Origin of the sequence: Campylobacter concisus, from assembly GCF_002092845.1 — a bacterium.
Lineage (GTDB): Bacteria > Campylobacterota > Campylobacteria > Campylobacterales > Campylobacteraceae > Campylobacter_A > Campylobacter_A concisus_AQ.
This window is the reverse complement of sequence record NZ_LVXF01000034.1, coordinates 26,293-44,212: the sequence shown is the minus strand read 5'-3', so window position 1 is coordinate 44,212 and position 17,920 is coordinate 26,293. Positions and strand designations below refer to the sequence as shown.

Annotated in this window: 18 protein-coding genes and 1 tRNA gene; 5 read left to right on the top strand and 14 right to left on the bottom strand. The window is 34.3% G+C overall.

Translation table 11 applies throughout. The features are described from left to right. Positions 1–529: 529 nt before the first annotated feature. The 3 genes from infC to A3854_RS06355 all read right to left on the bottom strand — a co-directional run bounded on the left by infC (position 530) and on the right by A3854_RS06355 (position 3,782). A complete protein-coding gene (gene infC / locus A3854_RS06365; RefSeq protein WP_054195973.1) occupies positions 530–1,048 on the bottom strand; it encodes a translation initiation factor IF-3 in 519 nt (172 codons plus the stop codon). Further along, on the bottom strand, positions 1,045–2,865 hold the full coding sequence (gene thrS / locus A3854_RS06360; protein ID WP_084041786.1) for a threonine--tRNA ligase: 1,821 nt from the start codon (positions 2,863–2,865) through the stop codon (positions 1,045–1,047). The genes infC and thrS overlap by 4 nt, the downstream gene beginning before the upstream one ends. 350 nt (positions 2,866–3,215) lie before the next feature. Continuing rightward, positions 3,216–3,782, bottom strand: a complete 567-nt coding sequence (locus A3854_RS06355) for a YbaK/EbsC family protein (protein ID WP_084041785.1) — start codon at positions 3,780–3,782, stop codon at positions 3,216–3,218. A gap of 64 nt (positions 3,783–3,846) precedes the next feature. On the opposite strand from A3854_RS06355, the gene ung reads away from it, so the two are divergent. After that, the gene (gene ung / locus A3854_RS06350; protein WP_084041784.1) at positions 3,847–4,539 is read left to right on the top strand and encodes a uracil-DNA glycosylase; all 693 of its coding nucleotides are present in this window, start codon (positions 3,847–3,849) and stop codon (positions 4,537–4,539) included. Position 4,540: 1 nt separating this feature from the next. Here the strand turns inward: ung and A3854_RS06345 are convergent, their stop codons facing one another. Next, the gene (locus tag A3854_RS06345) at positions 4,541–4,834 is read right to left on the bottom strand and encodes a hypothetical protein (RefSeq protein WP_072594049.1); all 294 of its coding nucleotides are present in this window, start codon (positions 4,832–4,834) and stop codon (positions 4,541–4,543) included. 81 nt (positions 4,835–4,915) lie between these two features. On the opposite strand from A3854_RS06345, the gene A3854_RS06340 reads away from it, so the two are divergent. The 3 genes from A3854_RS06340 to A3854_RS06330 all read left to right on the top strand — a co-directional run bounded on the left by A3854_RS06340 (position 4,916) and on the right by A3854_RS06330 (position 8,728). Then, positions 4,916–5,446: a pyridoxamine 5'-phosphate oxidase family protein gene (locus A3854_RS06340; protein WP_084041783.1), complete on the top strand. Its 531-nt coding sequence runs from the start codon at positions 4,916–4,918 to the stop codon at positions 5,444–5,446. A gap of 20 nt (positions 5,447–5,466) precedes the next feature. Continuing rightward, complete coding sequence (locus A3854_RS06335; protein ID WP_257639887.1) at positions 5,467–6,633, top strand: replication-associated recombination protein A; 1,167 nt, start codon at positions 5,467–5,469, stop codon at positions 6,631–6,633. A 676-nt stretch (positions 6,634–7,309) separates the two neighbouring features. After that, the gene (locus A3854_RS06330) at positions 7,310–8,728 is read left to right on the top strand and encodes an alanine/glycine:cation symporter family protein (RefSeq protein WP_084041781.1); all 1,419 of its coding nucleotides are present in this window, start codon (positions 7,310–7,312) and stop codon (positions 8,726–8,728) included. Positions 8,729–8,802: 74 nt separating this feature from the next. Here A3854_RS06330 and A3854_RS06325 read toward each other — a convergent pair. Further along, a tRNA-Val gene (locus A3854_RS06325) sits at positions 8,803–8,878 on the bottom strand. A gap of 224 nt (positions 8,879–9,102) precedes the next feature. Here A3854_RS06325 and A3854_RS06320 point away from each other — a divergent pair. After that, a complete protein-coding gene (locus A3854_RS06320) occupies positions 9,103–9,291 on the top strand; it encodes a hypothetical protein (RefSeq protein ID WP_141081840.1) in 189 nt (62 codons plus the stop codon). A gap of 252 nt (positions 9,292–9,543) precedes the next feature. Here A3854_RS06320 and A3854_RS06315 read toward each other — a convergent pair whose 3' ends face one another. The 9 genes from A3854_RS06315 to A3854_RS06275 form a co-directional block, all read right to left on the bottom strand. Continuing rightward, positions 9,544–10,299, bottom strand: a complete 756-nt coding sequence (locus A3854_RS06315) for a glycosyltransferase family 2 protein (RefSeq protein ID WP_084041779.1) — start codon at positions 10,297–10,299, stop codon at positions 9,544–9,546. Further along, the gene (locus A3854_RS06310) at positions 10,296–11,447 is read right to left on the bottom strand and encodes a glycosyltransferase family 4 protein (RefSeq protein WP_084041778.1); all 1,152 of its coding nucleotides are present in this window, start codon (positions 11,445–11,447) and stop codon (positions 10,296–10,298) included. The genes A3854_RS06315 and A3854_RS06310 overlap by 4 nt, the downstream gene beginning before the upstream one ends. After that, entirely contained in the window at positions 11,444–12,382 is a 939-nt protein-coding gene (locus tag A3854_RS06305) for a glycosyltransferase family 4 protein (RefSeq protein WP_219336937.1), read from the bottom strand. The genes A3854_RS06310 and A3854_RS06305 overlap by 4 nt, the downstream gene beginning before the upstream one ends. A gap of 79 nt (positions 12,383–12,461) precedes the next feature. After that, positions 12,462–13,397, bottom strand: coding sequence for an acyltransferase family protein (locus tag A3854_RS06300; RefSeq protein ID WP_257639886.1), 936 nt, complete (start codon positions 13,395–13,397; stop codon positions 12,462–12,464). Then, entirely contained in the window at positions 13,381–14,172 is a 792-nt protein-coding gene (locus tag A3854_RS06295; RefSeq protein ID WP_159070924.1) for an FkbM family methyltransferase, read from the bottom strand. The genes A3854_RS06300 and A3854_RS06295 overlap by 17 nt, the downstream gene beginning before the upstream one ends. Further along, on the bottom strand, positions 14,159–14,923 hold the full coding sequence (locus A3854_RS06290) for a glycosyltransferase family 2 protein (protein ID WP_084041774.1): 765 nt from the start codon (positions 14,921–14,923) through the stop codon (positions 14,159–14,161). Before A3854_RS06290 ends, A3854_RS06295 begins: the two co-directional genes overlap by 14 nt. Beyond that, on the bottom strand, positions 14,920–16,065 hold the full coding sequence (locus A3854_RS06285) for a glycosyltransferase family 4 protein (RefSeq protein ID WP_084041773.1): 1,146 nt from the start codon (positions 16,063–16,065) through the stop codon (positions 14,920–14,922). Before A3854_RS06285 ends, A3854_RS06290 begins: the two co-directional genes overlap by 4 nt. Then, on the bottom strand, positions 16,062–16,829 hold the full coding sequence (locus A3854_RS06280) for a DUF268 domain-containing protein (RefSeq protein ID WP_084041772.1): 768 nt from the start codon (positions 16,827–16,829) through the stop codon (positions 16,062–16,064). Before A3854_RS06280 ends, A3854_RS06285 begins: the two co-directional genes overlap by 4 nt. Further along, a complete protein-coding gene (locus A3854_RS06275) occupies positions 16,819–17,916 on the bottom strand; it encodes a DegT/DnrJ/EryC1/StrS family aminotransferase (protein WP_084041771.1) in 1,098 nt (365 codons plus the stop codon). Before A3854_RS06275 ends, A3854_RS06280 begins: the two co-directional genes overlap by 11 nt. Between the last annotated feature and the right edge of the window lie 4 nt (positions 17,917–17,920).

Below are 17,920 nucleotides of genomic sequence, written 5' to 3'. Positions count from 1 at the left end.
CCCATGTAATGGTTGGCGGAAAAAGGATGGAATAAATTCTAGTAAGTAAAAATTAAAATTTGCTACATTTAATCCACGAACAAGCAAATTTTTCGTCAAATTTGGTCGCCACATAAAACCAAGAGTAGTCAAAGCTTTTTATAAAAAGTATTATTAAAGCGATATCCCATTACCAAATTTAGCTAAATATTAGGCAAAATTTAGCTTAAAAATACTCACGCAAGTACTAAAAATTTGTAAGCTCGCAAGAGAGTCGATTTGCCTAGATTATTTTCAGCACAACATCCATATGAGCGATAACAAAGCGGGTAAATTCCAGCAAGTAAAGACCAAAATTTACTAAATTTAAGCCACATCCAAATTTTGCCTATCAAATTTAACCATAAGGTATATCAACCCTGCAAACGCCTTTGCGTAAATTTAACACATATAAAAATGATAGGATTTTTGAAAATAGTTATTTATAAGTTTTTGTATTAAAAAATTTAATGTAACAAAGAGCAAGCCCTAGCCTGCTCTTTGTGAAAATTTAACCCTTTTTTGGAGTTACAAGCATATTTACATAACGACCTTCTATCATAGGTTCTTTATCACGATCAGCTTCATTTTTTATCATTTCCCAGACCTTCTCAAGCATAGCTACGCCAGCTTCTGGGGTGCTCATCTCGCGACCCTTTAAAAATACACGAAATTTAACGTGTTTGCCATCTTGCAAAAACTCGCTTGCGTGTTTAACCTTGTAGTTTATATCGTTTTGGGCGATCTTGACAGAGAGTTTTATCTCTTTTATCTCGATGGTTTTTTGCTTTTTCTTGGCCTCTTTTTGCTTTTTCTCTTGCTGATAGCGGAATTTGCCGTAGTCCATTATCTTGCAAACTGGTGGCTTCGCGTCTGGCGCTATAAGCACTAGATCAAGCCCAAGCTTATTTGAGATCTCTAAAGCCTCTTCTCTTGAGATGACACCGTATGCCGTGCCATCATCCCCTACACATCTTACCTCTCTCGCCCTTATGTCCTCATTGAGCAATACTTCATTTTCCTTACTCAAAAATGTACCTCACTAAGTTTCTCCTTCGTTAAATTTATAAATTCCGCCAAGCTCATATCGCTCTGCGTCCTAGCCTGTCTGTCGCGTAGCGCAACGCTCTTGTTTGCTACTTCGTTGTCACCTAGCACGACTATCATAGGCACCCTTTGTTTTTCTGCCGTTCTTATTCTCTTATTTAAACTCTCATTTTTACTTGCGATCTCACTATCGACGTTGATCTTTCTTAGCTCGCGTGAAATTTCTTTTGCGTAGTCTAAATGCGCGTCGCTAATCGGCACAATGACGACTTGCGTAGGAGCTATGAAAAATGGTAGCTCGCCAGCAGTGTGCTCAAGTAAAATTCCTATAAATCTCTCAAAACTGCCAAGTAAGGCTCTATGTAGCATTACAGGACGCTGGCGTTCATTATTTGCGTCGATGTAGCCTAGATCAAAGCGCTCTGGCAAGTTAAAATCAACTTGGATCGTGCCACACTGCCATTTTCTCTTAAGTGCGTCAGTGATCTTGATGTCGATCTTTGGTCCATAAAATGCGCCGCCACCCTCATCGATGCCGTATTTAAAGCCATTTTCATCAAGAGCTTCTTTTAGCGCTTTTGTAGCTGTATCCCAAATTTGATCGCCACCGATCGCTTTTGCAGGCTTGGTCGAAATCTCCATCTCGTAGTGGAAGCCGAAATTTTCCATTATTTTGCCGGCAAATTTTAAAATTTCTAGGATATTTTCTTTGATCTGGCTTGGCATACAAAAGATATGCGAGTCATCTTGTGCAAATTCGCGAACTCTAAAAAGTCCATGTAAAACGCCGCTTTTTTCATGGCGATGCACTACGCCGTATTCGAAAAATTTAAGCGGTAGATCGCGGTAAGACCTGATATCACTTTGATAAACTTTGATGTGACCAACGCAGTTCATCGGCTTTATGCCATATTCTGTCTCGTCGATCGTCGTAAAGTACATATTTTCTTTATAGTTTGCGTAGTGGCCGCTTCTTCTCCATACGTCGGCCTTTAAAAGCTCAGGCCCACGCACTGGCTCGTAGCCGCGGTCGCGGTGAGCTTTGTATAAAATTTGCTCTAACTTCGATCGCAACCGTCCACCATTTGGTAACCATATCGGCAAGCCGCCACCCACTTCTTCATCAAAAGTAAATAGTTTCATCTCGGTGCCAAGCTTTCTGTGGTCACGCTTTTTGGCCTCTTCGATGATTCGGATGTGCTCTTTTAAGCTCTCTTTATCTGCATAGGCTGTGCCGTAAATTCTAGTTAGCATCTCACGGCTCTCATCGCCGCCAAGATATGCGCCAGCCACGCGTGTAAGTTTGAAAAATTTTAAAAATTTAGTATTTGGTACGTGTGGTCCACGGCAAAGATCTTCAAAATCACCTTGTGAGTAGCTGCTCACTTCGCCATCTGGGATTCTTTTTAAGACCTCTTGTTTTAGGTCGTCATCTTTAAATTTATCGCTCATATTAGCTTTGGTTGAGCAGGTTTTTACGATGTCAAATTTCTTCTCAGCAAGCTCTTTCATCTTATCTTCGATTGCAGCTAGATCGCTCTCGCCTAGCTTCGTGCCCTCATCATCAACTCTAAAATCATAATAAAATCCATCTTCTACGTTTGGTCCGACAAAGAATTTTGCCTTTGGATAGAGTGATTTGATAGCTTGTGCCATTAGGTGCGCACAGGAGTGTCTAATAACGTGTAGTGCTTCTTTTGAGTTGTCAAAATAGATAGGCTCGGCACTACTCTCGCGCCCTGCGATACTTTGAGTATCGACTATTTCGCCATTTAGTTTGTATGCGATGATATCGCTCATTGTTTTTCCTTATATCAAATTGTCTTTTTTACGATAAAAGAACGATTAAGGATTTTATCTAAATGGGCTTTAAGCTAAACTTAATATTTACTAAGCAATTTTTTATAAATTCTTTTTAAATCCACAAGCTTTGATATATAAATTTATTTATGAAATATATATATTTATATTTAAATATGTAAATCCCTAAATTTAAAGCTTTTTATTTATATAATTTATTATATTTTAAGATTATGCTTGATAATATTTGTTCTTGAAATGAATTTAGCAATTTCTCGTCTTTGCATTATTTAAATTCATTTTTCTCCCGACAATATTTAGTGCTAGGAAGTGGTTAGCCTAGCACTTTTTTATTCTGCAAAATTTATTAGCGTTGGTCGTACTATCTTCGTATAATCTTTTGTATTTAAAATGATCGATCTATCAAGTAGTCCTGCATTAAATGCGATCTCATCGTTTCTTTGTAGCAACCTTTCATCAACTACAATGTGTAAATTTTTATGAAAGCTAAATGGTGGCACCGAACCAAAAACACAATCTGTCAATGCCAAAACTTCATCTGGACTAGCTAGGCTTGCCCTTTTGCCGTCAAATTTTTTTGTCAAGCTATCAAGATTTGCTTGCATATCGGCTGGCAAAATAGCCAAGATATAAGCTTTACCAGCCTTCATCGCTGGCTTTTCATCGCTTAGCAAATAATCATTTAGCACATTTTCATCTTTAAAAATTTGCCTAAATTTCTCCTCATTCACTCCTTTAATAGAGCAAACTAGAGCCTTTGCGCCTTGGCTCATCTTTGTTCCTCTAAGTTTTGCCACTTCTTCTGAAGTGGTCGCACTCTCATGATTTAGGACTTTAAATTTGGCTTCATTCTTGCTAAGAAGCTCATATATCTTATTAAAAATTTGCTCAGACACAGCTCTTTCCTTTGGATAAATTTTAGTTAAAATTATACCGCTAAAACTTATAAAGGGCAGGAAAATGCAGATAAATTTAGACGACATAAAGATCGAGCCAAGCTGGAAAGAGGTGCTAAAAGATGAGTTTTTGAGTGAAAATTTCGCGCGTATCAAAGAAAATTTCTTAAAAGCAAAGAGCGCTGGCACCGTCTATCCACCAAGTGCGCTTATATTTAATGCATTTAACCTAACGCCATTTCACGATGTCAAAGTCGTAATCCTAGGCCAAGATCCATATCACGGCGCAAATCAAGCCATGGGATTAAGCTTTTCAGTACCTAGTGGCGTAAAAGTCCCGCCAAGTCTTGTGAATATCTATAAAGAAATTTATGCTGATCTTGGCATAAAAGAGCCAAATAGCGGCGATCTCACAAAATGGGCAAAACAAGGCGTACTACTACTAAACTCGACTTTAAGCGTCAGCGCTGGAGTGGCAAATTCCCACGCAAGCTTTGGCTGGCAAGGCTTTACTGGCGCTGTAATAAAAAAAGTTAGCCAAAATTTACAAAACGTAGTTTTCATGCTTTGGGGCAACCCGGCTAGAGCCAAAGCGCCGCTAATAGACGCTAGCAAGCACCTCATCTTAGAAGCAGCCCACCCAAGCCCACTGGCTCGTGGAGCATTTTTTGGCTGCCGTCACTTCTCGAAAGCAAACATTTATCTAGCAAAACACGGCAAAACGCCAATAGACTGGGATCTAAACGTAAAAATTTGATCTATTTTTTTAGATCATTTAAAAGTTTGTTTGTCTCTTCAAGCTTTCTTTTGCAAAATTTTTCATCTTTGTTTTGCAAAATTATGGCTTCTTGGCCGCTTTGCCTTTGTTTAAACTCATCAAATTTAAGCTCAAAAAGCCTTAACGCCTTTTCATCGTTTGCGAGTCGTTTGCTCTCTTTGGCATAAAACTCATCAAGATAGAGCCTACTTTGCTTGATATATTCATTGCAAACATCGTTTGCATGGACTAAATTTACGCCAAGTAAAATGGCAAAAATAGCTATTTTTTTCATGTTTTTCCTTGAAAAATTTTGCGTTATACTAGCCTTTAAGCACTTAAATTTTAAAATGCTCTTTCAAAAAAAGGATAAAAAATGAGACGAAAAGATAGAGAGCTAAGCCGCGAAGATGGCCTAAAAATCATAGATGAATGCGAATATGCAGTAATTTCATGCGTGGATGATGAGGGAGAAATTTTTAGCGTACCGATCTCGCCTGTTAGAGTTGGTGAAAGCATTTTTATACACGGAGCTACCGCTGGCTGTAAGGCAAAACTACTTCAAGATGGACGAAAAGTGGAGTTTGTTTGTGTAAGCTTTAATAAAGTCCCGCATCTAAATGATAGCGAGCTAGAGGCGATAAAAGACGACGGCAAGGCACTTGGTGGCAAGGTTTTTACGACTGAATATAAAAGTGCCATCGCAAAAACTAAAGTTTACGAGATCACAGACGAAGCTAAAAAATATGAAATTTTAAAAATTCTCAGCCTAAAGTACACAGCTTATGCGATGAACACCTTTGAAACAGCGGCGCAGTATGGGCTAAAAAACATGAAAATTTACGAGCTAAAGATAGAGAGCCTTAGCGCAAAGGCCAAAATTTTGCCAAAAGCGGCAAAGGAGTAAATTTGAGCTCACTTGCACTGATGTTTAGACCAAAAAGCTTGGATGAAATTTGCGGACAAAAGGCGGTTAAGGCGGCATTTTTAAAATTTATAGCCTCTAGCAAAATCCCACACTCCATCTTTTATGGTCCAGCAGGCTGTGGCAAGACAAGCTTTGCAAGGGCGGTGGCAAGTGGTGCAAACTACGACTTTTACGAGTTTGATGGCGGAAATTTAAAGATAGATGACTTTCGCAAAATTTTAAAAAACTACGAAAACGCCCTAAATAAGCCACTCTTTTTCATAGACGAGATCCACAGGCTTAGCAAAACCCAACAAGAAGCACTGCTAATCCCCATGGAAAACTACAAAGCCCTAGTTATTGGCGCTAGCACGGAGAATCCCTTTTTCACACTAAGCTCAGGTATCAGAAGCCGCTCGATGCTCTTTGAGTTTAGACCGCTTAGCAGTAGCGATTTTGAGGAGCTTCTTGGCAAGATCAGAGAGCAAATTTCTTTTAGTATAAATGATGAAGCCAAAGAATATTTATTTAAAAGTAGTGGTGGTGACGCAAGAGCCATGCTAAATTTACTTGAATTTGCCATCACGCTTGATGAAAATGTGAGTCTGGAAAATTTAAAGACACTTCGCCAAAACGCCCTAAAAGAGGGGGCAAAAGAGGACGATACGCACTACGAGCTAGCAAGCGCTTTTATAAAAAGCCTGCGCGGAAGCGACGAAAATGCCGTCATCTACTATCTCGCAAGACTCATAGACTCTGGCGAAAGTGCAGATTTTATCGCAAGACGCATGGCGATATTTGCGAGCGAAGACATCGGCAACGCAAACCCAAATGCGCTAAATTTAGCCGCAAGTACGGTAAGCACGGTAAAAGAGATAGGCTTTCCAGAGGCTAGGATCATACTGGCTCAGTGTGCTATCTATCTAGTCAGCTCGCCAAAGTCAAACTCCAGCTACAACGCGATAAATGCCGCACTAAGATACGTGCAAAGCGAAGAAATTTTAAAGATTCCACCATACCTAAAAAATCACACAAAAGAGAGCAAAGACTACCTTTATCCGCATGATTTTGGCGGCTGGGTCGAGCAAAAATACCTAGAAAAACCGCTCGTTTTTTACAAAAGCAAGGGCATAGGCTTTGAAAAAACGCTAAATGAGTGGCTAGAGAAAATAAAATCCAAGGGCTAAATTTTTGGCTTTACTCTGTCGGATTTATGGAGTAAATTTTAAACGAAATGTAGATGAACGAGCAAAATTTAGCATACATCACAAATTTAAAGATAGAATACGTGCCTCGGGGTAGATTAACGACGGCTTATAGCAGAGCAAGCGAATTTCCAGAAATTTTTAAACAGCTTTAGGCGACGATCGGCGAGAAAAATTTGACGCAGAGCGTGGCTACTGACAAGTCAAATAGCGGATAAAATATGGCAAATCCAGCAAATAACAATGAAGCAAAATTTAACGCCAAAGCCTTTTAAACGCTTTTGATAAAATTTTTAGCAAAACTAAGAGCTAAATACGTTTTGCCAAGTTATATCCGCGCAATAAAAATTGCAAATTTCTCTTAAAAAGCCGTCTTAAACACGCAAAAACCTAATTTTAAAATCCAAAAATCAAGAAATAATTTTAGTCCTCATAAGCCGTCTTTGCGGAATAAATTTAGAAATTATCAATCAAAAAATAACTTAGAGCGTAAAAATATCTGCTATAAAATCTAGCTATCAAAAACACGCTTGCCACGAGTAAGCCGAAAACTAGCACGAAATTTTAAGCCAAGCTAAAAAATTTTTCTTATTTATTCTAATTTTATATTTTTTTAAATATACTCGCTCTCTAAACTACACCAATGAAAGTCAAGAAAATGCCTACAAATTTTGCTGAAATTTTAAATAATTGTGTTGAAAGTATAAATTCATTTCTTTGGGGTCCATACTTCCTTATCGCCCTACTTTGCGGCACTGGACTATTTTTTACTATTAGGCTTGGGTTTGTTCAAATTTTTAAGTTTAAAATGGGCTTAAAAGAGCTTTTTGGGAATTTCTCGCTTCACGGCGAAGCTGCTGGCAAGGCTGGTATGAGCCAGTTTCAAGCAGTTGCAACCGCAATCGCCGCACAAGTTGGCACTGGCAATCTAGTAGGTGCGACAACAGCACTTATCATGGGTGGTCCTGGAGCGATATTTTGGATGTGGTGCGCTGCGTTTTTAGGCATGGCTACAAATTTTGCTGAAATTTGCCTAGCTCAAATTTACCGAACAAAAGACGATAGCGGACACACGATAGGCGGTCCGGCATTTTATATAAGTCGTGGATTAAAGGGAAAATGGGCAAAAATTTTAGCTGGATTTTTCGCTATCGCTATCATCATCGCACTTGGCTTTATCGGCAATATGGTTCAAGCAAACTCTATCTCAGACGGCTTTAAAGGTGCTTTTGGTATACCTCAGTGGATAACTGGAGCTTTTTTAGCAGTCATCTGCGCGGTCATCTTTATAGGTGGCGTAAAGGCGATCGCAAGAGTGGCTGAAAAGATCGTGCCTTTGATGGCTTTACTTTATGTAGGTGTTGGACTAATCATTATCGCTTTAAATTTTCACGAAATTCCAGATGCAGTTTTGCTTATCTACAAAGCAGCATTTGATCCCTCAGCTGCGTGGGGTGGAGCTACTGGAGCTAGCATAGCAGCTGCGATGAGATACGGCATAGCAAGAGGGCTTTTTAGCAATGAAGCTGGCATGGGCTCAACTCCACACGCACACGCCGCAGCTAATGTCAAACACCCAGTCGATCAAGCCGTACTTGGCATAATGAGCGTCTTTGTAGATACTTTTATCGTTTTAAATATAACCGTTTTTGTAGTGCTCACTGCAAATGTTATTAGCTTTGAAAATGGTAAAGCAGTCTTTACAGGTATAACCTTAGTGCAAGAAGCCTTCTCATCGCATATCTTTGGCAAGGTTGGCGGATATAGTTTCGTAGCTGTTTGCCTATTTTTCTTTGCATTTACAACGATTCTTGGATGGTACTATTTTGCTGAGATCAACGTAAGATATCTTCTTGGGGCAAAAGCGGTCAGAGCTTTTCAAATTTTAGTAGTCGTTTTTGTCTTTTTGGGAAGCTTGCAAAAGGTTGATTTTGTCTGGAGCCTAGCAGATATGTTTAATGGCTTGATGGTCGTACCAAATTTAATTGCCATCATCATTTTAAGCCCTATTGTGGCAAAGCTTTTAAAAGATCACGATGCTGGTAAAGAGTATGATGTGAAAGATTATTTAAAATAAGTCTTTACCGCATCTTTATAAAATTTACTAATAATTAATTTTTAAATCTCTTGTTTAGGATGTTTTATTAGAAGTGGTGGCCCCGAATGGACTCGAACCATCGACCACTACCATGTCAAGGTAGTGCTCTACCAACTGAGCTACGGGACCAAAGATTTGGGATTATATTTTATTTTCTATTTTATTTAGCTTAATTCTTTAGTAATTAAATTTGTTTATAAGCAGTAAATGCAATGGATAAATTTAGAATTAGCTAACGCTTGCTTCGCAGTTATCGGTAAAGATGAAAACTACCTAGTCAATATCTGCAACTCACATGTCGTCATAAAAACTCCTTGATAGCGATAAAGAGCCAAAACGTGCAAGCTGCCACTATGATGCAGGACATAGCACTAGCTTTGGAAATTACCTTGAATACTGGAAGCCAATATATAAAAATTTATGAAAATAAGATGTTGGAGCAAAAGATTGATACTAAGAAAAAAATTTTGAGAGATGATTATAACCCTACAAAAGAGGAAGATGAATTTTTAAAGCAAAAGGCTGATAGGAACAATACATAGTTAGCGGGGCGGAGTTTAAACTTTCTAGTAAATCAGGTAAGTACTTTAATCTTGCCTAATTTTATCTCTTACGTAAAGCTTTTTAATACAAATTTTATTATAAAGATATAGATAAATCTAAATTGGCAAAATTTATAGAAATACTAAAGATAAAATAATAAATTTTAGTTTTTAAAATTTAAGAAATCTGTATAAGCTTTTTGTTTTAAGGTATTCTAGCGATATTTGACAAGCATTAGAGCAGAAATACTTTTACCCATATGATTTATTTATAAACTGAACTATCTTTGAAAAAGGTTTTAGAAGAAACATTAATGGATTTATATAAAGCCCATTGGCCTGCCACGCTCTATATGACTCAATATTTGCTTTTATAATATTTTTAATACTTTTGTTGCTTTCACCACCCATCCTCATTTTGACAAAAACCTCATCAACATAACTACTTGTGATCTTATATTTTTCAAAAAATCTTAACATGAGCTCATAATCAGCGGCGATTTTAAAGCTAAGATCAAACATTCCATATTTTTTATAAATTTCACTTTTAACAAAAAAGGTAGGATGTGCAGGATGCCAACCGGACCTAAAAAGGCTATCTTGATATTTTTTTGACTTCCAATATCTTATAACTTTTTTTGGATTATTTGCATATACGTATTCAAGATTTGCATATACACTATCGGTATTACTATTTAAAAACTCATTAGCCACTATTTGTAAAATTTTATCACTGGCATAAAAATCATCACTATTTAATATACCCACAATATCCCCAGTAGCCATCCTAATGCCTTTATTCATAGCATCGTATAGGCCATTATCCTTTTCGCTGATAAATTTGATCTTATCACCATAGCTTTGAACTATCTTAATAGTACCATCAGTGCTAGCTCCGTCTACAACGATATACTCTACATCTTTATAGCTTTGATTTAAAACAGAATTTATAGCATCTCTTATAGTTTTTGCATTGTTCCATACTACCGTTATGATTGATATTTTCAAATTTTGTTCTCCAGAATATTTTTATAAATTTCAATCTGCTTTTCAATAACATACTCATTTTCATATTGCTTTACACTCTCTTTTGCAGCCATTGAAAGTCTATCGTAGCCCTCAAAGTCATATGATCTTTCTATCACACTTTTTAGCTCATCAGGCCCACTTAAAAATCCATTTATGCCATCTTCTATAAAATCTCGACGAGTTCCTATATCATATCCTATAACAGGCACTCCTGCGCTCATAGCTTCGATAATAGTCAAACCAAAAGTCTCATACAAGAGCGATGATTGTATCAAATACTTTGAACGTGATACGATAGTCATAGTTTCTTTTCTTGAACACTTCCCTTTAAATATTATATTTGGCTTTTTATATTTTTGTCTAAGCTGTGCCTCAATATCTCCACCACCAACAATGGTTAAAATATACTTTTCGTCCAGCTGATCCCAGATTTCTAAAAGTTTCAAAATCCCCTTTGACTCTTCTAGCCGCCCTACATATACATAGTCGTATTTTTGTGTCTCCGTATTAAAACTCATTTGTAAGCTATTTGGCTTTAAAATGATCTTACCCTCATCTACTCCAAAACTTTTAATCTTATCTTTTTGAAAATTTGTTAAGACAAAAAAGTAGTCAATGTTTTTAAAAACCCCAGATAATTTATAAAACCAAAAAGCTAGCTGTGCCACAAAACTTTGCAAAAGCGACTTTCTATAACATCTATTTAAAATGCCAGATAAAGAAAATTTTTTATGCGCACAAATTTCACAAATACCAAAACCATCTCTATATAAGATCCCAGATATGCACCATAATCTATAATTATGCAGGGTATGGATTACTTTTGTTTTACTATCTTTAGCGGTCTTAAAAACAGCAGGCGTAAGAAGTGGGAAAAAGTTATGAACATGAACAATTTCAATACCATTTTCTTTTATTATTTCTCTAACCTCTTTGTAATATTTTTTTGAAAACCATATCTCAAAAAGAAGTTTAAATTTATTGATATTATCATTTGAAACTTCATAGCAAAAAACATTTTCATCTCCTAGTTTTTTGCGTAGGACGTTTAGCTCATTTTTATAAACAATATCCTCACCACCAATATTGTTTGATTGGTATTTATTGTGGATTATTAGAATTTTCATAAGTATGCGCTTATTTGCTGTGTATCTTTGGCATTAATATCATAGCTATCAGCATTGCTACACAAATTTTGCAATAATGTATCGTCAAAATTTCTTATTATCTGCATAAGACTATTTTTGTTTGCAGGATCAAATGTAAAGCCATTTATACCGTTTTTGATTAATTCAGAAGATCCGCAACGATCGCTTACCAAAACCGGTAGTCCAAAATACAACGCCTCCTCTACCACCAACCCCCAAGGTTCGATCAAACTAGGCAAAATTAAAACATCGTTTTTGGCAAATTCGTCACCCATAAATTTATTTTCTACAGCTCCTCTAAAGATTATATTTTTATTTGAAATAGACTGCAAAAACTCCTGCTGCTCCCCAACACCGATAATAGTGAGGGTAAAATTTGGCATAGCATTAAAAATCTCTACTATAAATTTTAAATTTTTGATATCCACAATCCTGCCAATATATAAAAATCTACCACTAAATTTCTTTTGAGTTTTTATAAATTCTGGTTTATTTATGATACCAACACCATTTGTGACTTTTACTTCTCCTTGAAAATTTAATGCTTTTAGCAAATCATAATGCAAGCTACCAGAGGCAAAAACAGTAGAAATCCTTGACAAAAAGATCTTTTTTATAAAACCCTTTAATCCCTTATAACTACTTTCAAAGATAGTTGACTCAAGAGCCAGGCAATTTTTGCCTTTTTTGCTCATAAAAGCTATATACCAAAATTCTGGCAAATCCCATCCGCTAACCAAAATCTTCTTAAATTTTACTCTGCTGAGTATGGTTTGAATAGCCAGTATATTTTTAAAAATTTTTCTTGTTTGAAAATTTCCTTGGTATAAAATCTCATAATCAAACAATACATCATTTACGCTAGAAAAACTATTTGAGCGCTTTTCTGAAGTATCTGAAGAGATAAATATCACAAATATTTTTAATCTTTTTGCCAGTTCATTATATAAATTTACTTTGTAAAAAGCTGGTATATGTGTAATTATCAAATAATCATACATATTTAAAAACCAACCAACTTTTATTTTTCTCTTTTATAAAAATCACAAGAGATAGTAACACTATAGAAATAATAAATTTAAACAACCAGTAATCTGATTGTAAAACCTTTTGAACAACTATGTGAGCAATATTGTTGGTATATGGGTGCAGTATAAAAAGTAGCATGGTGTTGCTGCCCCATATTTTGATAAATTTACTATTTAATCTTATATTTTTTATGCAAAAAATAAGCCCATAGACGAAAGAGACAGTCCAAATCACATTTAAAAATTTGTTAGAATAAACCTTACTTGCCATGTCCAAATTTAAGTTAAATCCAAAAAGATAGATCGCCACAAGCACTGTAAAAGACAGCAAAACCAATATATTAGGCAATCTTTTTTCAAAAATAATATTCCCCACATAGACAAACATAAATGAGTTAAGGGCATTATCAATCCCAAATGGGAGATCGATATAAAAGCTAGCCATAAATAAAAACACAACTACAAGTGATTGTAAGAGCAAGCTAGGTATTTTATTTTTTATCAAATATAAAAATACTCTTGAAAAAAATAGTGCTGGCAAAAACCATAGCACGAAAGCATAGGTGTTGCAAAGTCCAGCGAAATCCATATCTATAAAAGTTCCCTTGATCTCATGTGTATAATCTAGAGCCTCTCTATGTAGCAGATATCTTTTTAGTATCTCTATAAAAAGACCAACAATAGAAAAAATAAAGTATGGGATCATTAATCTTTTAAAATTTTTAACTACAAAATCTTTAAAATGGGTTTCAAATTTTATAAAAAAGCCAGAGACCATAAAAAACAGCGGCATATGCCAAGTATATATGAAGCCATTTAGTGGGAAATTTATATAACCTAATATAACCGACAATATTCCTATGAATTTTAAAGTATCAACCCATTCAACTCTTTGTTGCACAATAGTTATTCTCACTTAATTTTTTAATTTCTGTAAAACCATACGTTTTTAATATATTAAATACTCTATTTTGAGAAAAACATTCAAATACAATAGCTTGAACATTATATTGTGTAAAAAAGTTCCTTCCTCCCTTTAGCACTTGTTCTTCGAAGCCTTCAACATCTATTTTTATTATATATCTATCATCTTGGGCAAAATTATTATCAACGATAAATTTATCTAATGTTATTGCTTGTACCTCTATGCCATCTTCCGTTTGAATTATATGATTTACAGTTGAACTCCCGCCATAATCTGAGAAATGAACACTACCTATACTATCTGATAGAGCCAATTGTTTTACAAGTGTTTCGTCCAAATTATTTAGCAAAAAATTTATTTTACATCTTTTGGAAGTATATGGATGTGGCTCAAAGGCTATAATACTATCACAAACATCCATCATTGAGATACTATAGGAACCAATATTTGCACCAATATCTAAAAATATAGTTTTACCGCATTTCTGACAATTGTTTTGCTTTGCAAATTCTCTTAATAGTAAAATTTCTTCTCTATCTGGTATATCGGTATATGCATACATGCTCGACACATTGCAATTAGGATATAAAAAAATATTTTTGCCATTAAAAATGGTCTTTGATATTATCTTTTTTGATAATCTTTTAAAAATTTGAAAAGATATGCCAATAAACAAATATTTTATTTTATATATACCATTATTTTTATTCCATATATATTTTAATACATTTAGCATTTCATGATCTCCCAATAAACCTTTTGACATAGTATTTAAATAAAATCCAATATTTAATTAGATCCAAAACTAATGCACTGGCTACTTTATTATCTCTTTTTATCTTATCATACTCTTTAAATATCTCCAGAGTTCTTCCATTCCCAATGCCGTCATCTCGCCATCTAGCAGAAATAATATCCATAGTTATAACGCTTGGGAAATTTTTATAACTTCTAATCAAGTGCTCATAGTCCATGCAAAATTTATTATTTAGATCAAAAAGACCATATTTATCAAAATAGCTCTTTGGCACAAACAACCCCTGATGCGGTAAAGACATCCTAAATAGTAGTGATCTTTTATTAAAATTCTTTATAAATTTGGACCTATAAATTTCATTTCCATTTTCATCTACCCTTTGTATTCTTGTGCTTATTATAGATAGCTCTCCAGCCTTTATATCTTTAAAAATCTCTTCTAAAGTTTCACCAGACAAAAATCCATCACCATCGCCTTGAAAATTTATATAATCGCCTTTTGCAGCCATTACACCCTTATTAAAAGCATCACTTATACCTTTATCTTTTTCGCTGGTCCAATAAGAAATTTTATCTTCATATTTTTTAATGATCTCTACTGTGCCATCGGTACTTCCACCATCTATTATGATATATTCAAAATTTTTATAGGTCTGATTTATGATGCTTTTAATAGTCTGCTCTAAATACTTCTCACCATTGAAAACAGCTGTTATAATAGAAATTTTTGGTTGTTCTAAGCTCATGAATTTATTATCTCTAGGATGGATTTTTTGTAAGTCTCATAATCAAAACTATTTATTTTTAAACACCCTAGTTCTGCTTTTTCTGTCAGTAGCTCATCATTTCTTAAATACATGGTCATCTTTTTAGCAATATCTTTTTCATTATTTGGATCAAATAACAAGCCAGCCTCACCCACTTGCTCAGGCAAAGCTACAACATTAGAACAGCAAACTGCAACTTTTAATGAAAATGCTTCATATATGGGGATGCTAATGCTCTCGAAAAGTGTGGGCATCACCAAAAATTTAGACATCTTATATAAGAATGGAAGATCAGAATAATCTATATATCCAAGATAAATAACACTATTTTGCAATTGTAGTCCTTTTATTTTATGATCCACATTTTGAAAGTTATTTTGCTTTGAACCAGTAAAGACCAATTTTAAATCCTTGAATTCCTTTTTAACAATGCTAAAGGCTTCTAATAATTTTATATGGTTTTTATGTGGCCAAAATTGAGCTGGATAGAAGATATATTCTTCAGGAAGGTTATATTTTGCTTTTATGGTTTTATACAAATTTTCATCTATGGTGCTACTATTAAAGCACTTTGGAGGCGGTGATTGGACTACATGCACCTTATTGGGATCAACTCCCAAAAATTTTATAATATCACTTTTTACAAATTGAGATTCACATAAAATTTTATCTGCTGTTTTTGATAAAGACCTATTATTTAGCCATCTTATAACCTTATCTCTTAATGTAAAAAAATATGGATAGTATCTTTCTTGCATGTCATGCAATGTAAAAACAAAAGGCTTATTTAAATAGAAATGCGGATATAAGGATATAGCAGGACAAATGAATTTATCTATATCAAGAAAAATATCCTTCTCAGATTTTGTAAAAAACAATGGCTTTCTAATTAATAATAAAATTTGAAAGAATCTTATTAATTTATTGAAAATAAAGATATTTGGTTTATTTATCTTTCTAATCTCTATATTATAGTCATCAAAACTATCATTGTTAGCATCAGCAAATACAATATATGTATTATCTTTGTCTTGAATGATTATATCTATAATAGAGCGAGTATATTGATAAACACCACCACCTTCTGGATCTCCAAATGCAAGAATACCTATTTTTTTCATTTTTTAGAGAGCTCTAAATATATAATTTTATAATCGCCTATTTTAAAATTAGATATATCTGTATCCTTATTAAATCTACCACAAGATGGTAAAGGTAACTTTGAAATAGTTCCAAATTTTACTAAATTATCTACCATATAATCTGTAACATTCCAATATTTAAATATCTTTACTATAGACTCATATGAATAAATAAAATGATATCCGAATAATAAAGCATCTTTACCCAATGGAAGCATGATATATGCTTTAGAATTATCTTTTGTCACTCTATTTAATTCCTCTAAAAATTCCAATAAAGCACAAGGGTTTAATTCATCACCATATCTTCCTTGTCCAATAAGATGTAGTGTTCCTGGAGAAGTAAAGACATCAAAAGTTTTATCTGAAAATGGTAACGCGTTTGATATATCATGTTTTATATATTTCACGTCCGATATATTGTCCAAAGGCTCTTCTAGTACTAATGCAGTAACATTATTAGTAATACTATTAAACATATTAGAAAATTTCGTATTTCCTGCATCTAGTATTTCCAACTTAGATTCACCCCCCCCCTCTATCAATCTATTATTAAGTATTTTTTTTGCTATCCAGTATGCAAATATTGCATAGTGATCTGGATTTTCCATAGGGTTTTCTTTACTAACTGGATAATTTATGATATTAAAATCTATACCAAGAGTGTTGTACTTGTGTTGAACCTTTTTCTTAAAATCACTAAACTCCTTTACTGGATGCTTCTTTAAAAATTTATAAAACATTTTGAATACTCCCGCAAATATATTTAACTTCCTCTTGAGTAATAGTATAGTAACTTGGCAAATTCACTCCAGTCTTATAAATCATATGAGTGATCTTAGTATCACAATTGACACCACTATACATTGGCATATCAGATATAGGATAAAAATATGGTCTAGAGTCAATGCCCAATTCCTTAATTCTTTGCATAAATTCCGCTCTTTTCTCTTCTGAATAATCTTTTAACTCTAAACACACCATCCAATAAACATTTCTCGCTAAAGGGTGCTCATAATTTAATCTTATATTTTCAATACCACTTAATTCATCTTTATACCATTTATAGATAAGTCTTTTCTTATCTATAAATTTGTCAATACTCTCCAACTGGGCCAACCCTAATGCTGCCTGGATATTTGTCATCCTATAGTTAAAACCTATATCTGTATGCCAATATCTTTTCTCTTTGCTCATGGCATGATCTCGTAAAAATCTAAGCCTACTATATATGTTTTCATCATTTGTTGTGATCATACCTCCTTCTCCAGAGGTTATAATCTTATTACCATAAAAACTAAAAATTCCAACATCTCCAAGACTACCAACTTTTTTACCATTCCACTCGGCACCATGAGCTTCAGCCGCATCCTCTATAACAATAAGATTATTTTCTTTAGCTATATTATTTATTTCATCCATGTTGGCTGGATGACCATATATATGAACCGGTATTATGGCCTTTGTTTTTTTTGTTATTAGTTTTTTTATACTGTCTACACAAATACACAAACTATCTTTGTCTATATCAGCAAAAACTACATTTGCGCCAGTATATTTTACAGCATTAGCTGTAGCAACAAATGTAAAATCTGGTACAATCACCTCATCTCCACTTGAAATACCAAATGCCGCTAAAGCCAAATGCAAAGCAGTGGTACCATTTGATGTAGTTAGGGCAAATTTGGTATCACAATATTTTGCAAATTTTTTTTCAAAAGTATCTATGTATTCACCTATAGATGACACCCATCCGGATTCTAATGCTTTAAGAACATATTCCTTTTCTTTTTTACCTATATAAGGCATAGATATTGGTATATTTTCCATTTTA

Bases quoted from the DNA above. Each gene is read 5' to 3' on its own strand.
- thrS (WP_084041786.1), bottom strand. From the start codon at position 2,865: ATGAGCGATATCATCGCATACAAACTAAATGGCGAAATAGTCGATACT.
- ung (WP_084041784.1), top strand. From the start codon at position 3,847: ATGCAGATAAATTTAGACGACATAAAGATCGAGCCAAGCTGGAAAGAG.
- A3854_RS06345 (WP_072594049.1), bottom strand. From the start codon at position 4,834: ATGAAAAAAATAGCTATTTTTGCCATTTTACTTGGCGTAAATTTAGTC.
- A3854_RS06340 (WP_084041783.1), top strand. From the start codon at position 4,916: ATGAGACGAAAAGATAGAGAGCTAAGCCGCGAAGATGGCCTAAAAATC.
- A3854_RS06335 (WP_257639887.1), top strand. From the start codon at position 5,467: ATGTTTAGACCAAAAAGCTTGGATGAAATTTGCGGACAAAAGGCGGTT.
- A3854_RS06330 (WP_084041781.1), top strand. From the start codon at position 7,310: ATGCCTACAAATTTTGCTGAAATTTTAAATAATTGTGTTGAAAGTATA.
- A3854_RS06320 (WP_141081840.1), top strand. From the start codon at position 9,103: ATGATGCAGGACATAGCACTAGCTTTGGAAATTACCTTGAATACTGGA.
- A3854_RS06310 (WP_084041778.1), bottom strand. From the start codon at position 11,447: ATGAAAATTCTAATAATCCACAATAAATACCAATCAAACAATATTGGT.
- A3854_RS06290 (WP_084041774.1), bottom strand. From the start codon at position 14,923: ATGAGCTTAGAACAACCAAAAATTTCTATTATAACAGCTGTTTTCAAT.
- A3854_RS06285 (WP_084041773.1), bottom strand. From the start codon at position 16,065: ATGAAAAAAATAGGTATTCTTGCATTTGGAGATCCAGAAGGTGGTGGT.
- A3854_RS06280 (WP_084041772.1), bottom strand. From the start codon at position 16,829: ATGTTTTATAAATTTTTAAAGAAGCATCCAGTAAAGGAGTTTAGTGAT.
- A3854_RS06275 (WP_084041771.1), bottom strand. From the start codon at position 17,916: ATGGAAAATATACCAATATCTATGCCTTATATAGGTAAAAAAGAAAAG.